This is a genomic window from Methylobacterium sp. A49B, assembly GCF_053346215.1.
Genome location: NZ_JBKFBO010000016.1, coordinates 63,799 through 76,457, shown reverse-complemented (window position 1 = coordinate 76,457; position 12,659 = coordinate 63,799). Strand labels below are relative to the sequence as shown.

13 protein-coding genes and 1 pseudogene are annotated in these 12,659 nt (G+C 72.9%); 12 read left to right on the top strand and 2 right to left on the bottom strand.

Going from position 1 to position 12,659, the window contains the following annotated elements; all coding sequences use genetic code 11:
• Positions 1–10 precede the first annotated feature (10 nt).
• The 12 genes from ACLBX9_RS02180 (at position 11) to ACLBX9_RS02125 (ending at position 10,034) form a co-directional block, all read left to right on the top strand.
• On the top strand, positions 11–301 hold the full coding sequence (locus ACLBX9_RS02180; protein WP_010686848.1) for a methanol dehydrogenase [cytochrome c] subunit: 291 nt from the start codon (positions 11–13) through the stop codon (positions 299–301).
• A gap of 68 nt (positions 302–369) precedes the next feature.
• Positions 370–1,401 (top strand): AAA family ATPase, encoded by a 1,032-nt coding sequence (locus ACLBX9_RS02175; protein ID WP_010686847.1) that lies wholly within the window; start codon positions 370–372, stop codon positions 1,399–1,401.
• A 56-nt stretch (positions 1,402–1,457) separates the two neighbouring features.
• Entirely contained in the window at positions 1,458–2,339 is an 882-nt protein-coding gene (locus tag ACLBX9_RS02170; protein ID WP_447717761.1) for a DUF58 domain-containing protein, read from the top strand.
• Between the two features lie 4 nt (positions 2,340–2,343).
• Positions 2,344–3,252: a hypothetical protein gene (locus ACLBX9_RS02165; protein ID WP_010686845.1), complete on the top strand. Its 909-nt coding sequence runs from the start codon at positions 2,344–2,346 to the stop codon at positions 3,250–3,252.
• A gap of 1 nt (position 3,253) precedes the next feature.
• Positions 3,254–4,354: a vWA domain-containing protein gene (locus ACLBX9_RS02160; RefSeq protein ID WP_447717735.1), complete on the top strand. Its 1,101-nt coding sequence runs from the start codon at positions 3,254–3,256 to the stop codon at positions 4,352–4,354.
• Positions 4,351–4,947, top strand: coding sequence for an MxaK protein (locus ACLBX9_RS02155; protein ID WP_447717734.1), 597 nt, complete (start codon positions 4,351–4,353; stop codon positions 4,945–4,947). The genes ACLBX9_RS02160 and ACLBX9_RS02155 overlap by 4 nt, the downstream gene beginning before the upstream one ends.
• A 14-nt stretch (positions 4,948–4,961) precedes the next feature.
• On the top strand, positions 4,962–5,972 hold the full coding sequence (locus tag ACLBX9_RS02150; protein WP_039894613.1) for a vWA domain-containing protein: 1,011 nt from the start codon (positions 4,962–4,964) through the stop codon (positions 5,970–5,972).
• 2 nt (positions 5,973–5,974) lie between these two features.
• Positions 5,975–6,508: an SRPBCC family protein gene (locus ACLBX9_RS02145; protein WP_447717733.1), complete on the top strand. Its 534-nt coding sequence runs from the start codon at positions 5,975–5,977 to the stop codon at positions 6,506–6,508.
• A complete protein-coding gene (locus ACLBX9_RS02140; protein ID WP_447717732.1) occupies positions 6,505–7,536 on the top strand; it encodes a YncE family protein in 1,032 nt (343 codons plus the stop codon). Before ACLBX9_RS02145 ends, ACLBX9_RS02140 begins: the two co-directional genes overlap by 4 nt.
• Positions 7,533–8,057: an MxaH protein gene (locus ACLBX9_RS02135; protein WP_447717731.1), complete on the top strand. Its 525-nt coding sequence runs from the start codon at positions 7,533–7,535 to the stop codon at positions 8,055–8,057. Before ACLBX9_RS02140 ends, ACLBX9_RS02135 begins: the two co-directional genes overlap by 4 nt.
• Positions 8,054–8,743, top strand: coding sequence for a response regulator transcription factor (locus ACLBX9_RS02130; RefSeq protein ID WP_447717730.1), 690 nt, complete (start codon positions 8,054–8,056; stop codon positions 8,741–8,743). The genes ACLBX9_RS02135 and ACLBX9_RS02130 overlap by 4 nt, the downstream gene beginning before the upstream one ends.
• A gap of 319 nt (positions 8,744–9,062) precedes the next feature.
• The gene (locus tag ACLBX9_RS02125; RefSeq protein WP_447717729.1) at positions 9,063–10,034 is read left to right on the top strand and encodes a class I SAM-dependent methyltransferase; all 972 of its coding nucleotides are present in this window, start codon (positions 9,063–9,065) and stop codon (positions 10,032–10,034) included.
• Between the two features lie 168 nt (positions 10,035–10,202).
• On the opposite strand, the gene ACLBX9_RS02120 is transcribed toward ACLBX9_RS02125, so the two are convergent.
• Together ACLBX9_RS02120 and ACLBX9_RS02115 are read right to left on the bottom strand one after the other, a co-directional pair.
• Positions 10,203–11,228 carry a histone deacetylase family protein gene (locus ACLBX9_RS02120; protein ID WP_447717728.1) on the bottom strand — a complete coding sequence of 342 codons (1,026 nt, stop codon included), beginning with the start codon at positions 11,226–11,228 and terminating at the stop codon, positions 10,203–10,205.
• Positions 11,229–11,474: 246 nt separating this feature from the next.
• A pseudogene (locus tag ACLBX9_RS02115) lies at positions 11,475–12,575 on the bottom strand (HD-GYP domain-containing protein); the annotation flags it as partial.
• Between the last annotated feature and the right edge of the window lie 84 nt (positions 12,576–12,659).

Sequence of the window (12,659 nt, the reverse complement as noted above, 5' to 3'; positions counted from 1 at the left end):
GAGCCTGACGATGCGGATGATGATCACGGCGGCGGTTCTGGCCGCAGGAACGATCCTGGCGGCACCGGCCGTCGCCTATGACGGGCAGACCTGCAAGGCGCCGGGCAATTGCTGGGAGCCCAAGCCCGGCTTCCCCGAGAAGGTCGCCGGATCCAAGTACGATCCGAAGCACGACCCGAAGGAGGTCAGCAAGCAGGCCGACTCCATCAAGCAGATGGAGGAGCGCAACAGGCAGCGCGTCGACCACGCCCAGAAGACGGGCAAGTTCGAGTACGACGTCGCCAAGATCTCCGCCAAGTAACCGGTCCCCGGCACGGGCGGCGCGCCTCGGCGGCCGTCCGTGCTGACCCACGCGTCCGAGCAGCACCCATGAACACTCCGCGCTCCGGCGACGCGATGTTGATCGACTGGCGGGCCGCGGCCGCCCGGTTCGAGGAGGAGGTCGCGAAGGCCGTGGTCGGTCAGGAGCGGGCGATCCGCCTCGTGACCATCGCCATCTTCGCCCGCGGCCACGTCATGCTGGAGGGCGATGTCGGCGTCGGCAAGACCACGCTGCTGCGGGCCGTGGCCCGGGCCCTCGGCGGCGCCTACGAGCGGGTCGAGGGAACGGTGGACATGATGCCCACCGACCTCGTCTATCATACCTACCTCGCCGAGGACGGCCGCCCCCGGGTCGAGCCCGGGCCGGTGCTGCGCCGGGCGGAGGACCTGTCGGTCTTCTTCTTCAACGAGATCAACCGCGCCCGTCCGCAGGTCCACGCGCTGCTCCTGCGGATCATGGCCGAGCGGACGGTCAGCGCCTTCAACCGCGAGTACCGGTTTCCGAACCTCCAGGTCTTCGCCGACCGCAACCGCGTCGAGCGCGAGGAGACCTTCGAGCTGCCGGCCGCCGCCCGGGACCGGTTCCTGATGGAGATCGGCATGGAGGCGCCGCGGGACGCAGAGGCGCGGCGCGCCCTGGTCTTCGACCCGCGGTTCCACGACACGGACCGTCTCATCGAGACCGTGGCCGAGGGCGTCCTGGACCACGCGGGCATCGGCGGCATCAGCGCGGCGATCCAGCACGCGATCCAGGCGGCGCCCGAGATCGAGGCCTACGTGGTCGCGCTCTGGGAGGCCCTGGTGCGGCCGGCCGAGGCCGGCATCCGCCTCCCGGACGTCGATATGGGCGGGCTCATACAGGGCGGCGCCTCGCCGCGCGGCGTCGCCTTCCTCGTGCGGGCCGCCCGGGTCCGCGCCTGGCTGGAGGGGCGCGACTGGCTGGTGCCGGAGGATGTGCGCGCGGTCTTTCCCGAGGTGATGGCCCACCGGGTCTTCCTCGAACCGATCCACGAGATTCGGCGCTCCGAGATCGTTCCGGCCCTGTGCCGAGCGGTCTTCGAAACGGTGCCGGCCCCATGACCGGCCCCATGACCGGCCCCATGACCGGCTTCATGACCGGCCCCATGACCGGCTGCATGACCGGCCCCGCGGTTGGTCCCACGACCGGACGGCCGACCGCCGAGATCCTCTACCTGCCGCGCTGGCGGCCGCGCGGCAGCCGCGTCGGCGCCCATCGCGGGCGGGACGCCGGCGGGCTCGGCACCTACCGCGATCAGGTCTCGTTCCTGAGCCTGCCCGATGCCCGCCGGATCGACATGCGCGCGACCCTGCGCGACCCGTTCGAGGGCGTGCATGTCCGGCGCTTCGAGGCCCGCACCGCGGTCGAGATCTGGGCCCTCGTCGATCTGTCGGGCTCGATGCGCTACCGGGGGGCGGCCGACCGGATGATGCTGGCGCGCGACCTCTGCACCGGCCTGGCGGCCTCGGCGACGCGCATCGGCGACGGCTTCGGGGTGATCGGCTGCGACGCCGCGATCCGGGCCGACCTCTACCTTCCGGCCACCCGCCGGCGCGGACCGGCCCTGGCGACCGCCGACCGGCTGACGCGCGTCCCCCGCCGGGGAAGCAGCGCCGCCGGGATGCTGGACGCCGCGCGCCAGCTGACCGGCCGGCCGAAACTCGTCTTCGTCATCTCCGACTTCCGGTGGCCCGAGACCCTGGTCGGCACGGTGTTCGGCGCCCTGGCGCTGCACGACACCGTGCCGGTGCTCCTCGCCGACAGCGCCGAGGATGCGGGCCTGCCGGCCTGGGGGCTGGTCGAACTCGACGATCTGGAGGGCGGCGGCCGCCGCCTCGTGTTCCTGCGGCCGAGCCTCCGGCGGCGCTGGCTCGACCGGGAGCGCGAGCGGCGGGAGGAGCTGAGGGTCGCGGCTCTCGCCGCCGGGGCCCGCACCCCGTTCGTCCTCGCCGACCGGTTCGACGCCGACGCCCTCAGCCGTCATCTCCTGGCGACCTGATCACATGCGGCTGGCCTCCCTCGCCCTCCTCGCCCTGATCGCGCTGCCGTTCCATCCCGGGACGGCCGGCGCGCAGGTCCGCGACATCGAAGTGCGCGTGCCGCGGCCGTTCGGCTACTTCCTCGGCGATCTCCTGCACGCCCAGGTCGACATCGCCGTCGATCCGGGCTTCAGCCTGCAGAGGGCGTCCCTGCCGCAGCCCGGCCCGGTGACGTACTGGCTCGACCTGCGCGCCATCGACGTGGCGACCGGTGCGGGTCGGATCCGCCTGAACCTGACCTATCAGACCTTCTACGCGGCCCTCGACACGCGCCAGGTCGCGGTGCCGGGCTTCTCGGTGGTGCTGGAGAGCGCGGCCGCGGGCGGGACGACATCGGCCAGGGCCGAGATCCCGGGATGGTCGCTCGGCATGGCGTCCCTGCGCGAGATCCAGCCGCCCCAGCGCGAAGATCCGGCGGAGTACCTGCGCCCGGACGGGCGGGCGCGGCGCCTCGATCCCGCACCGCTCCAGCAGGCCTCGCTGCTCTGCCTCGTCCTGGCCGTCCTGTCCCTGGCCGCGCTCGCCTATGACCGGGCGTGGTTCGGGCGGCGCCGCAAGCGTCCCTTCACCCGTGCCGCGCGGGCCCTGCGCGGCCTCGGACGGGACGGCGACGGCGGCTACCGCGAGGCCCTGCGCCTCGTCCATCGCGGGCTGGACGAGACCGATGCGCGCCGCGTGCTGGCCGATGACCTGCCCGCCTTCCTCGCGCGGCATCCCGCCTTCCGGAGCGAGGCGGCGGCGCTCGACCGCTTCTTCGCCGCCTCGCGTCGCGCCTTCTTCGGCCGGGATCCGGCCGCCGCCCGGGCCGTGTGCCCCCGGTCCGAGATCGAGGCGAGTCTCCGTCGTCTCGCGGCGGTCGAGCGGACGGCCTGAGATGGGTACGGGTTCCGCGTTCGCCGGTTGGGCCGCCGGTTTGGCCGCCGGCTGGGTCACCGATTTCGGCGCAGCCGCGCCCTGGGCCTTGTGGCTGCTGCCGCTCGCCCTGATCCCGCTCGTGGTCTCCGGCCGGCGCCGGGCCGCGATCCCGGCCGTATCCGCCGTCCCGGAGGATCCCGTGTCCCGGTGGATCAGCCGCGCCTTGACGACGGCCGGGATCCTGGCGGTCGGCGGTCTTGTGGTCGCGCTGGCGGGCCCCTACCGGCTGGGCGAGCGCGTCATCCGGATCGGCATCGGCGCGCAGGTGTCGATGCTGATCGACCGGTCCGGCAGCATGAACGAGACCTTCGCCGGACGTCAGCCCTCGGGATTGGACGAATCGAAGGCGGCCGCCTCGCGGCGCCTGCTTGCAGGCTTCGTCGGGGCCCGCAGCCACGACCTGTTCGCCGTCACCGCGTTCTCGACCGCCCCGATGCTGGTGATGCCGATGACGGATCGCCATGACGCGGTGCGGGCCGCCATCGCGGCGATCGACCGTCCGGGCCTCGACTACACCAACGTCGCCCGCGGCCTCGCCATGGCGCTGTCGCAGTTCGGGCCGGAGGGCGGCGGCTCCCGGGTGCTGCTGTTCATCTCGGACGGCGCCGCCGTGATCGATCCCCGGGTGCAGGATCAGCTCCGCGCCGCCTTCGCGAAGCTGCGGCCGAACCTGTACTGGCTGTTCCTGCGCACCAAGGGCGCCCCGTCGATCCACGACCGGCCGGCCGGGGAGGATACCCCGCAGGCGGCGCCGGAGCGCCATCTCGACCTGTTCTTCAAGAGCCTCGGCGTGCCCTACCGGGCGTTCGAGGCGGAGGGGCCGCAGGCGGTCGCCGACGCGATCGCGCAGATCGAGGCGCTGGAGCGGGATCCGATCCCCTACACGGAGGTGCATCCCCGCCGGGACCTGACCTGGATCGGCGACGCGCTGGCGGCATTCGGGCTCGCGCTCCTCGTCGCGGCCGCCCTGGCCGAGGCGGATCTGGCCCGGCGGCCGGCACCGGCGCGACCGGGTGCCGGTGCGAAGCCGCTGCCCGAAGCCGCGAGGAAGACCGCATGAGCGCGTCCCGGGATCCTCGGCAGGCCGCGCGTCGCGGCTGGGGGCGCGTGCGGCCGAACCTGCTCCTCGCGCTGCCGATCCTGTTCGCGCTGGCCGCCGCCGGCTTCGGCGCCGCGGCCTGGCGGGCGGAACGGGCGAACGGCACGATCGCGGCCCTTGAGGCCGGGACCGATGCGGACGTCGCCCTGGACGCGCCGGCCCCGGTGCTGGCGGCCCGCGTCCGGTTCCTGGCCCAGCGTGACCGGCTCGGGGAGACCGAGCCCCTGGTGGCGGCCCTCGATCGGGCGGAGGCGCCCGAGTCCGCCGCGCGGGCGCGCTATCTCGTCGCCAACGCGCGGGTGCGCGACGCCTTCACCCTCATCACCCGCGGCGCGCTCGACAAGGCCGGCCCGCAGGTGACGCTCGCCCGCCAGGATTATCGCCGCGCCCTGCGCGACCGGCCGGATTTCTGGGACGCCAAGTTCAACCTCGACGTCGCCTCGCGCCTGATCCGGGATTACCCGGAGTTCGAACGCAAGGCGGGCGAGGAGCTTCAAGCCGATCCGAAGCAGATCTGGACGGATATCCCCGGTCAGCCGAAGGGCGGCCCATGATTGCTCGGCCTTCGATGACCGCACGGCCTTCCTCGGCCCTCCGGCTACCCGTGGCGCGCAACCTGCGCGGACGCCGCTTCCAGGCCCTCGCCCTCGCCCTCGTGCTGGTGCTCGTGGCGCTGGTGACGCCACCGCTGCCGGTCACGCGCACCGGCGTCGCCGTGCTCGCCATCGTCGACATCACCGGATCGATGAACACCCGCGACTCCGTGCGCGACGGTCAACCCGAGAGTCGCCTCGAGACGGTGAAGACCGCCCTGCGCCGCCTCGTGGCCGACCTGCCCTGCGGCTCCCGGATGGCGCTCGGCCTGTTCACCGAGCGGCGCCCGTTCCTGCTGTTCACGCCGGTCGAGGTCTGCGCCGACGTCACGCCGCTCGACGGGGCGTTGGCGGCCCTGGACTGGCGCATGGCCTGGGAAGGCGACAGCCGCATCGCCGCCGGCCTCGACCGGGCCCTCGCGATGGCGGCCGATCTCGGGACCGACCTGCTGTTCATCTCGGACGGTCAGGAGTCGCCGCCGCTGCCCGCCGGACGCAGGCCGGCCTTCGACGCGGAGCCGGGCGCGGTGCGCGGTCTGATCGTCGGCGTCGGCGGATACGGGCTCTCGCCGATCCCCAGATTCGACGATCGCGGCCGCGAGCGCGGCTTCTACGCCGAGACCGACGTGCCGCAGGAGAACCGGTTCGGGCCGCCGCCGGAGGATGCGGAGACGCGGGAGGGTTACAATCCGCGCAACGCCCCGTTCGGCGCGGCGGCCGCGCACGGCACCGAGCACCTCTCGTCGGTGCGCGAGAGCTACCTGAAGAGCCTCGCGGCGGCCACCGGCCTCGCCTACGCGCATCTCGACGGGCCCGGGGGCCTCGCGACCGCCCTGTTCGCGGCGGCGACGCCCCGGCCGCTCCCGGGACGGATCGATCCGCGGCCGTACCTCGCCGCCGCGTCCCTCCTCCTCGTGCTCGGCGTGCTGCTCGCCGCGCGCGGCAATCCCCTTCGCCTTCCCGTCCCGCGTACCCGGAGTGCCTGACCATGCGCCCAACCGCCCCCGCCCTCCTGTTGGCCCTCGCGGCGGGCACGGCCCTGGCCCACGGCCCGACCCCCCAGAAGGTCGATCAGACGATCACGATCCGGGCGAGCCCGGATGCGGTCTGGAAGGTGGTCGGCCCCTTCGGCGGCATCGGCTCCTGGCATCCCGGGGTGGCGTCCGTGGAGGCGACCGGCGGGGATTCCGAGGGCGGCGTGCGCAAGGTGACCCTCAAGGCCGGCGGCACCCTGGTCGAGGGCCTCGACGAGTGGAAGGCGGAGGGGCGCACCTATTCCTACCGGATGTCCGATCCGGACCTGAAGGCGCTGCCGGTCTCGTCCTACTCGGCGACCGTGACCGTGACGCCGGAGGGGGACGGGTCGAAGGTCGAATGGATGGGCCGCTTCTACCGCGGCGATACCGGCAACGAGCCGCCCGAGAACCTCTCGGACGCGGCCGGCAGGGAGGCGATGAACCGCTACTTCGCCGACGGCCTGAAGGGCCTGAAGGCCAAGGTGGAGGCTGGGGCGACGCGATGAGTGCCGCCAGGACCGCCGCCGGAGGACCTCCGGGGATAGGCCGGGGCGCGGCGCTGGCGGCGTTGCTGGCCACCCTGTCGGCGTTCCTCGGATCCGCCGGGGCGCAGGAACTGGCGGTGGTGAGCCAGCAGGGCGCACGGGTCTCGCGGATCGCGGCAGGGGCCCTGTCGGCCGCGGTGTCGGTGGCGCCCGCCCCGGCCGTCGTGGCCGCGGATGCGGGCGGACGCCTCTACGTCAGCCATCCGGACGGGCACGCGATCACGGTGGTCGAGCCGGACGGCGCGCTGCGCCGGCTGCCCTTCGCCGGCCAAGCCTTCGGACTGGCGGTGGAGCCGGACGGGCGGGCGATCTATGTCGGCGACTGGTCGGGCAACCGGGTCGCGCGCCTCTCGGCCGCGACCGGGGCGGTCGAAGCGGCGGTCGACGTCGGACGCGACCCCGCCGGCCTCGTCCTCGGCGCGGCCGGGCGCCTCTACGTCGCCGAGCGGGAGAGCCGCTCCGTCGGCATCATCGACACCGGGCGGATGGAGCGGGTCGCCAGCCTGCCGGTCGGGGACGGGCCGTTCGCGCTCGCCCACGACCCGGTCCGTCAGCGGCTCTATGTCGCCAATGTCCGCAGCAACGACGTCACCGTGATCGATGCCGCGGCGGCGCGCGTGCTGGGGCGCGTGACGGTCGGGGCGAGCCCCTACGGCGTGGCCGTGAGCGGGGATGGCGCGCGCGTCCTCGTCACCAACCAGCACGCGGCGTCGGTCTCAGTGATCGATGCCGCCGCCCTGTCGGTCGTCGCAACCGTGCCGGTCGGCCGATATCCGGAGGGCGTGGCGATGCTGGGGACGCGCGCCTACGTCGCCAACTGGTTCTCGGACGATGTGTCCGTCATCGATCTCGACAGCCTGCGCGTGATGGGGCGGATCCCGGTCGCCGAGGGCCCGCGCACGATCGTCGCCCTGCCGCCGGCCGGTACCAGGGCCGGGCCGGCAGCCGGAGCCGCGGCCGGGACGGCGGCCGAGGGACGATCCCGATGAGAGCGCTGCGCGCCGTCCTCGCCGTGCTGACGCTGTCGGCCTGTGACCGCGGCACGGAGGCCGAGACAACGGACCCATCGGTCGTCGCCCGTACCTCGGAATCCGAGCTGCCCGCCTGGCTCGCGCCCACGGACGGAACCGACCCGGCCCGGTGGCTCGCCGGTCGCGAGGCGGGGCATCCGCTTCCGGCCGATGCCCCGCCGGTGCGCGCCCTGCGCGCGACGCTGACGACCGCGTCGGCCGGGTTCATCGAGGACCCGCGCATGATCGCCAACCGGACCCTCCAGCTCGGCCAGATGCTCGCCGAGGTCGGAAAGACGGAAGGCTACCGCAGCCTGATCGAGGGACTCGGGCAGGTCGCGGCCCTGCGCGGTCGGCACAAGAGCCTCTACGGCGAGATGTGCCAGCACTACTTCAACACGCGCAACCGGGGACTCGATCATCACGCCGCGCTGGAGGATCTCGCCGCGCATGACGTGCGGCCGCTCGACGAGAGTCGGAGCGAGGGGAGGAGGCCATGACTGCGCTCCCGGTGGGGACGCAGAGGACCGTCCGCGCCGCCTCCCGCGGCCAGGAATCCATGCTGGTCGTCGACCATCACCCGGTCGTCCGCGAGGGCTTCCGCCACATCGCCGGGAAACTGGGCATCGGCCGGATTCTGGAAGCGGCCGATATCGTCGCTGGATACGATGTCTTCTACAGCCAGAGACCGCGTCTGGTCGTGACCGATCTGTACTTCGAGGAAGACGGCCTCTCCGGCCTCACCCTGATCCGCCGGATACGGGCCGCCAATCCAGCGGCGCGCATTCTGGTCTTCAGCATGCACGACGATCCGATCCTGGTGGCGCACGCGCTGCGGGTCGGTGCCGGCGGCTTCGTCGTGAAGCACGCCTCCATCACGATCCTGCTGGAGGCCCTCGCGGAGGTGCGGGCGGGTCGCGGATACCTTCCGCATGAGATCGCCACGCTGGTCGCGATGCTGGATCTCCGCGACCAGCCGGCTCCGCTCGCCAGCCTGACGGCTCGGGAGCTGCAGATCCTCTCTCTCGTCGGTCAGGGCAAGTCGTATCCCGAAATCGCGAAGAAGATCCCCATCAAGTATCGAAGGCTTATCAGTGAAATTTCCAACGTGCGGGCCAAGGTCGGAGCGAAGAACATTTTCGATCTCATCCAGTTCGCTCAATCGCACAAATCTCTGGGTCTTTAGGCGATATGAGCCGGGCCTGGGACCAAGCGTCAGGGCTGTCTCGACATGGGCTCGCGGGCGCGACGCCCGTCACCGGCGATGGCTTCCCGTCGCCCCGTCCAGAATCGCTCCGCAGTCGCGCAGCATTCGGCGACGCGGCGAAGGTCGAGGTCGTGTCCAGATTGCCTGTTCAGATGTCGAACGCGTAGGTCAGCGCGTGATCAATGTTCGTCTTTGTCTATACGGCGATCGATCAAGTATCGCATTTGACGACCTGGGTCGAATCGACTAGGCGAGATTCGGAACCCTGCTCTGCGGGGCCGTCACCGTGCGAGAAGCGATGCCATCGGCCGACGTAACAGCCACGCTCGCCGCGTCCGAATCCGTCGACATCCCGCCCTGCCCGATCACCGGCGCGCCGGCGATCCGCTGCATCGAGCGCCTGGACACCACCTTCCTCACGGCGCTGTGGCATGTCTGCGGCCGCGTCGATGTCGGCCCGCTGCTGATGCGGGCCGGGACAATCCGCCTCTGGGAATCGCCCACGGGTCTCGCGTTCTTCCACCCGCCGGTGGACGGCGACGAAGCCTTCTACCGGGGGTTCTACAAGCACATCAGCGCGCACGAGAAGCTCGCCGGCACCGCGACGGTCCGCCGCGAGTTCCAGAAGGCCGCCGAGCAGGTTCCGGACGGCGCCCGCGTGCTCGATGTCGGCTGCGGCGAGGGCGGGTTCCGCCACTACGTGCCCCGCGCCCACTACACGGGGCTCGATCCGAACTTCGCGGCCATCGATCCGAGCGGAGCGATCCTCGACGAGACCGTCGAGGCGCACGGACGGCGGGTCGGTCCGGTCTACGACGTGGCCTGCGCGTTCCAGGTGCTCGAACACGTGTCCGATCCGCTCGGGTTCGCCAGGGCGATGGCGGCCTGCGTCAAGCCCGGCGGGCTCGTCCTCCTGGGCACGCCGCTCTGGCCGTCGCCCAACACCACGCTGCCGAACTTCGTGATCAACGCGCCGCCCCATCACCTGACATGGTGGACGCCGAACGCCCTGGAGGTGTTGGCCCGGGAGATCGGCTGCACCCCGGAGGCGGTCCACCCGATCGGCATGGACCAGCACGATTCGATCGTGCACTGGATGGTGAAGATGTCGCCGGTCCGCTGCCGGGACCGGTTCTTCCGGTTCAACTGGGGCTGGCTCGCCTCCCTGGCCTTCGCCTACGCGGTCGGGTCCCGGCTCGATCGCTGGCTGAAGCTGCCGAAGCGGACGCCCACGAACGCGATCCTGCTGGTGGCGCGCAAGGCCGGGTGAGGGCGCATACCGTTTCCGGTTGATCAGATCGGTTCCACCGTCATTGTGAGCGGAGCGAAGCAATCCAGCAGCGCCACGCTCTTCGGCCTCCCGCTGCCCTGGATCGCTTCGCTGCGCTCGCGATGACGGAGCCGGCCGGATCGACCGAAGCGTTCAATCGGAAACGGTTCAGCGCGCCGCCTCGAAGGCGCCGAGGAACGCCGTCAGGTTCTCCGGCAGGGCCGCACAGAGGTAGCCGCCCTCTTGGATCAGGGCGGTGGGCAGCCCGGCCCGGGCAATCCGCTCCGCCGCCGCCGCGAAGCCCGCCCGGGTCACCCGCAGGGCGCCGATCGGGTCGTCCTCCGAGGCGTCGAGGCCCAGCGCCACCACGAGCCCGCGCGGCCTGCAGGCGGCGACCGCCGCCAGTCCCGCCTCCACGGCGGCGAGCCAGGGCGCGTCGCCCGAGCCCGGCGGCAGCGGCAGGTTGCGGTTGAAGCCGAGGCCGGCCCCCTCCCCGGCCTCGTCGGCGTAGCCCGCGTAGAACGGGAAGTAGTCCGACGGGTCCGCGTGCACCGAGACGGTGAGCACGTCGGCGCGGGCGTAGAAGATCCCCTGCGTGCCGTTGCCGTGGTGGACGTCGATGTCGAGGATCGCCACCGGGCCGCCCGCCGCGGCGCGCATCCGCGCGGCCGCGATCGCGCTGTTGTTGAGGAAGCAGAAGCCGCCTGCCGACTCCGCGTAGGCGTGGTGGCCGGGCGGGCGGCACAGGGCGTAGGCGTGACCTGCCGCTAGGGCCGCGTCGGCGGCCGCGACGGCGCATTGGGCCGAGCCGTAGACCGCCGGCCACGTGCCGGCCCGGATCGGCGTCGAGGTGTCGGCCATGTAGAGGCCGGTGAGCCCGAGCAGGCCCGCGGGCTTCCGGTGCATCTGCGGCCGGGCGAAGACGCCGGTGAGGATCTCGTCGCCGATTCCCGGCATCTCGGCCCGCCGGGCCCAGGCCTCGGCCAGGAACGCCACGTAGCCCGGATCGTGCACCGCCCGGACCGGGTCGAGGCCGTGATCGCCGGGGACCACGAGGTCGTGCCCGGCGGACCGGGCCGCGTCGTGCAGGATCGCGTAGCGCGCGGCCTGCTCGGGATGTGGGATCGGCGTGCCGCGCCGCCAGTAGTGCTCGGGATCGTGCCGGCCTGAGTCGGGCGTGTGGAAGATGCGCATCCCGGGAGGTTAGGCCCCCACGGGCTGCGCGTCATCCGTCCGGACCGAGGCCACCCGTGCAAGACGGATCCGCGCGCGGGCGCCGGGCCGCGCACCCCGCCCGCTCCGCGCGCCGGCGCCCTCCGACGGGGCCTCCGGCCGAGGCGCCGCCCGCGACCCGGCCGGCTCCGGCTCCGCCGGCCCGTCATCCCGGTCCACCGGGGAAGAGGGGTCGCGCACGCACCACCCCGACGGTGCGGGGGTGGCCGCGATCTCGCGCAGCAGGGTCGGGACCCGCGCCCAGGGCTCGGTGACCGGCCGGACGTTCGGCCGGCGCGCGGCCCGCTCCGAGCCGCCGGCGGCCTGGATGGTGGGCCAGCGCGCGCAGAAGGCCTCGACGCAGGCCGGGTCGAAGTGGCGGCCGCTCTCGGCGCGGATGCAGGCCAGCGCCGCCTCGAACGACAGGGCCTCCTTGTAGGGCCGCGGCGTGGTCAGGGCGTCGAACACGTCCGCCACCGCGACGATCCGGGCCGCAAGGGGAATGTCCGCTCCGGCGAGCCCCTCCGGATAGCCGCTGCCGTCCCAGCGCTCGTGATGCGCGGCGGCGATCTCGGCGGCCAGCCGGATCAGCGCGGAGGCGCTGCCGCCGAGGATGCGCTGGCCGATGGCCGCGTGCGTCTTGATCTGGGCGAACTCGTCGGGATCGAGCCGGCCGGGCTTCAGCAGGATTCCGTCCGGGATCCCGACCTTGCCGACATCGTGCAGCGGCGCGGCGAGGTAGAGGTTGCGGCAGAGTTCCGGCGTCAGGCCGAGCGCCTCGGCGACGATCTGGCTGTAGCGGGCGACCCGCCATGTGTGGTCGCCCGTGTCGTTGTCGCGGTACTCGACGGCGAGCGCCAGGCGGAAGATGATCTCCTCCTCGCGCTCCCGCATGTGCCGCAGGGCCGCCTCCACCTCGCCGTCGAGCCAGGCCGCCTGCTCGGCCAGCCGCCGCACCGCCTTGGCGAGCCGGATCACGTTGCGCAGCCGCACGGTCAGCTCGACGCCCCGCATGGACGTGTCGAGGACGTCGGTCGCCCCCGCCTCCAGGGCGGCGAGCCGCACCGCGTCTGCGCTGTCGTCGGTGATCATCACGATGGGCACCTGGGCGTAGTGCGGGATGGTCCGCAGGCACCGGATGAAGGCGATCCCGTCCCGCGCGCGGGTGTGGCAGTCGACCAGCACCAGATCGAAGGCGCGCATCTGCGCCTCGACGAGGGCGGTGGCCAGCTCGGCGTGATCGGTCACGCTCACGCCGGGCTCGGCTTCCAGCAGCCGGCGCAGCCGCAGGCGCATGGTCGCGCTGTCGTCGATCAGGAGCGCGTCCATCATGGGCTCTCGTGCCGGATCGCGGGCGCGCGGGGCGCGGGGCCGGGTTGGAGGTGAGCAGAAGAACTCGGCAGGCCGGCCCCG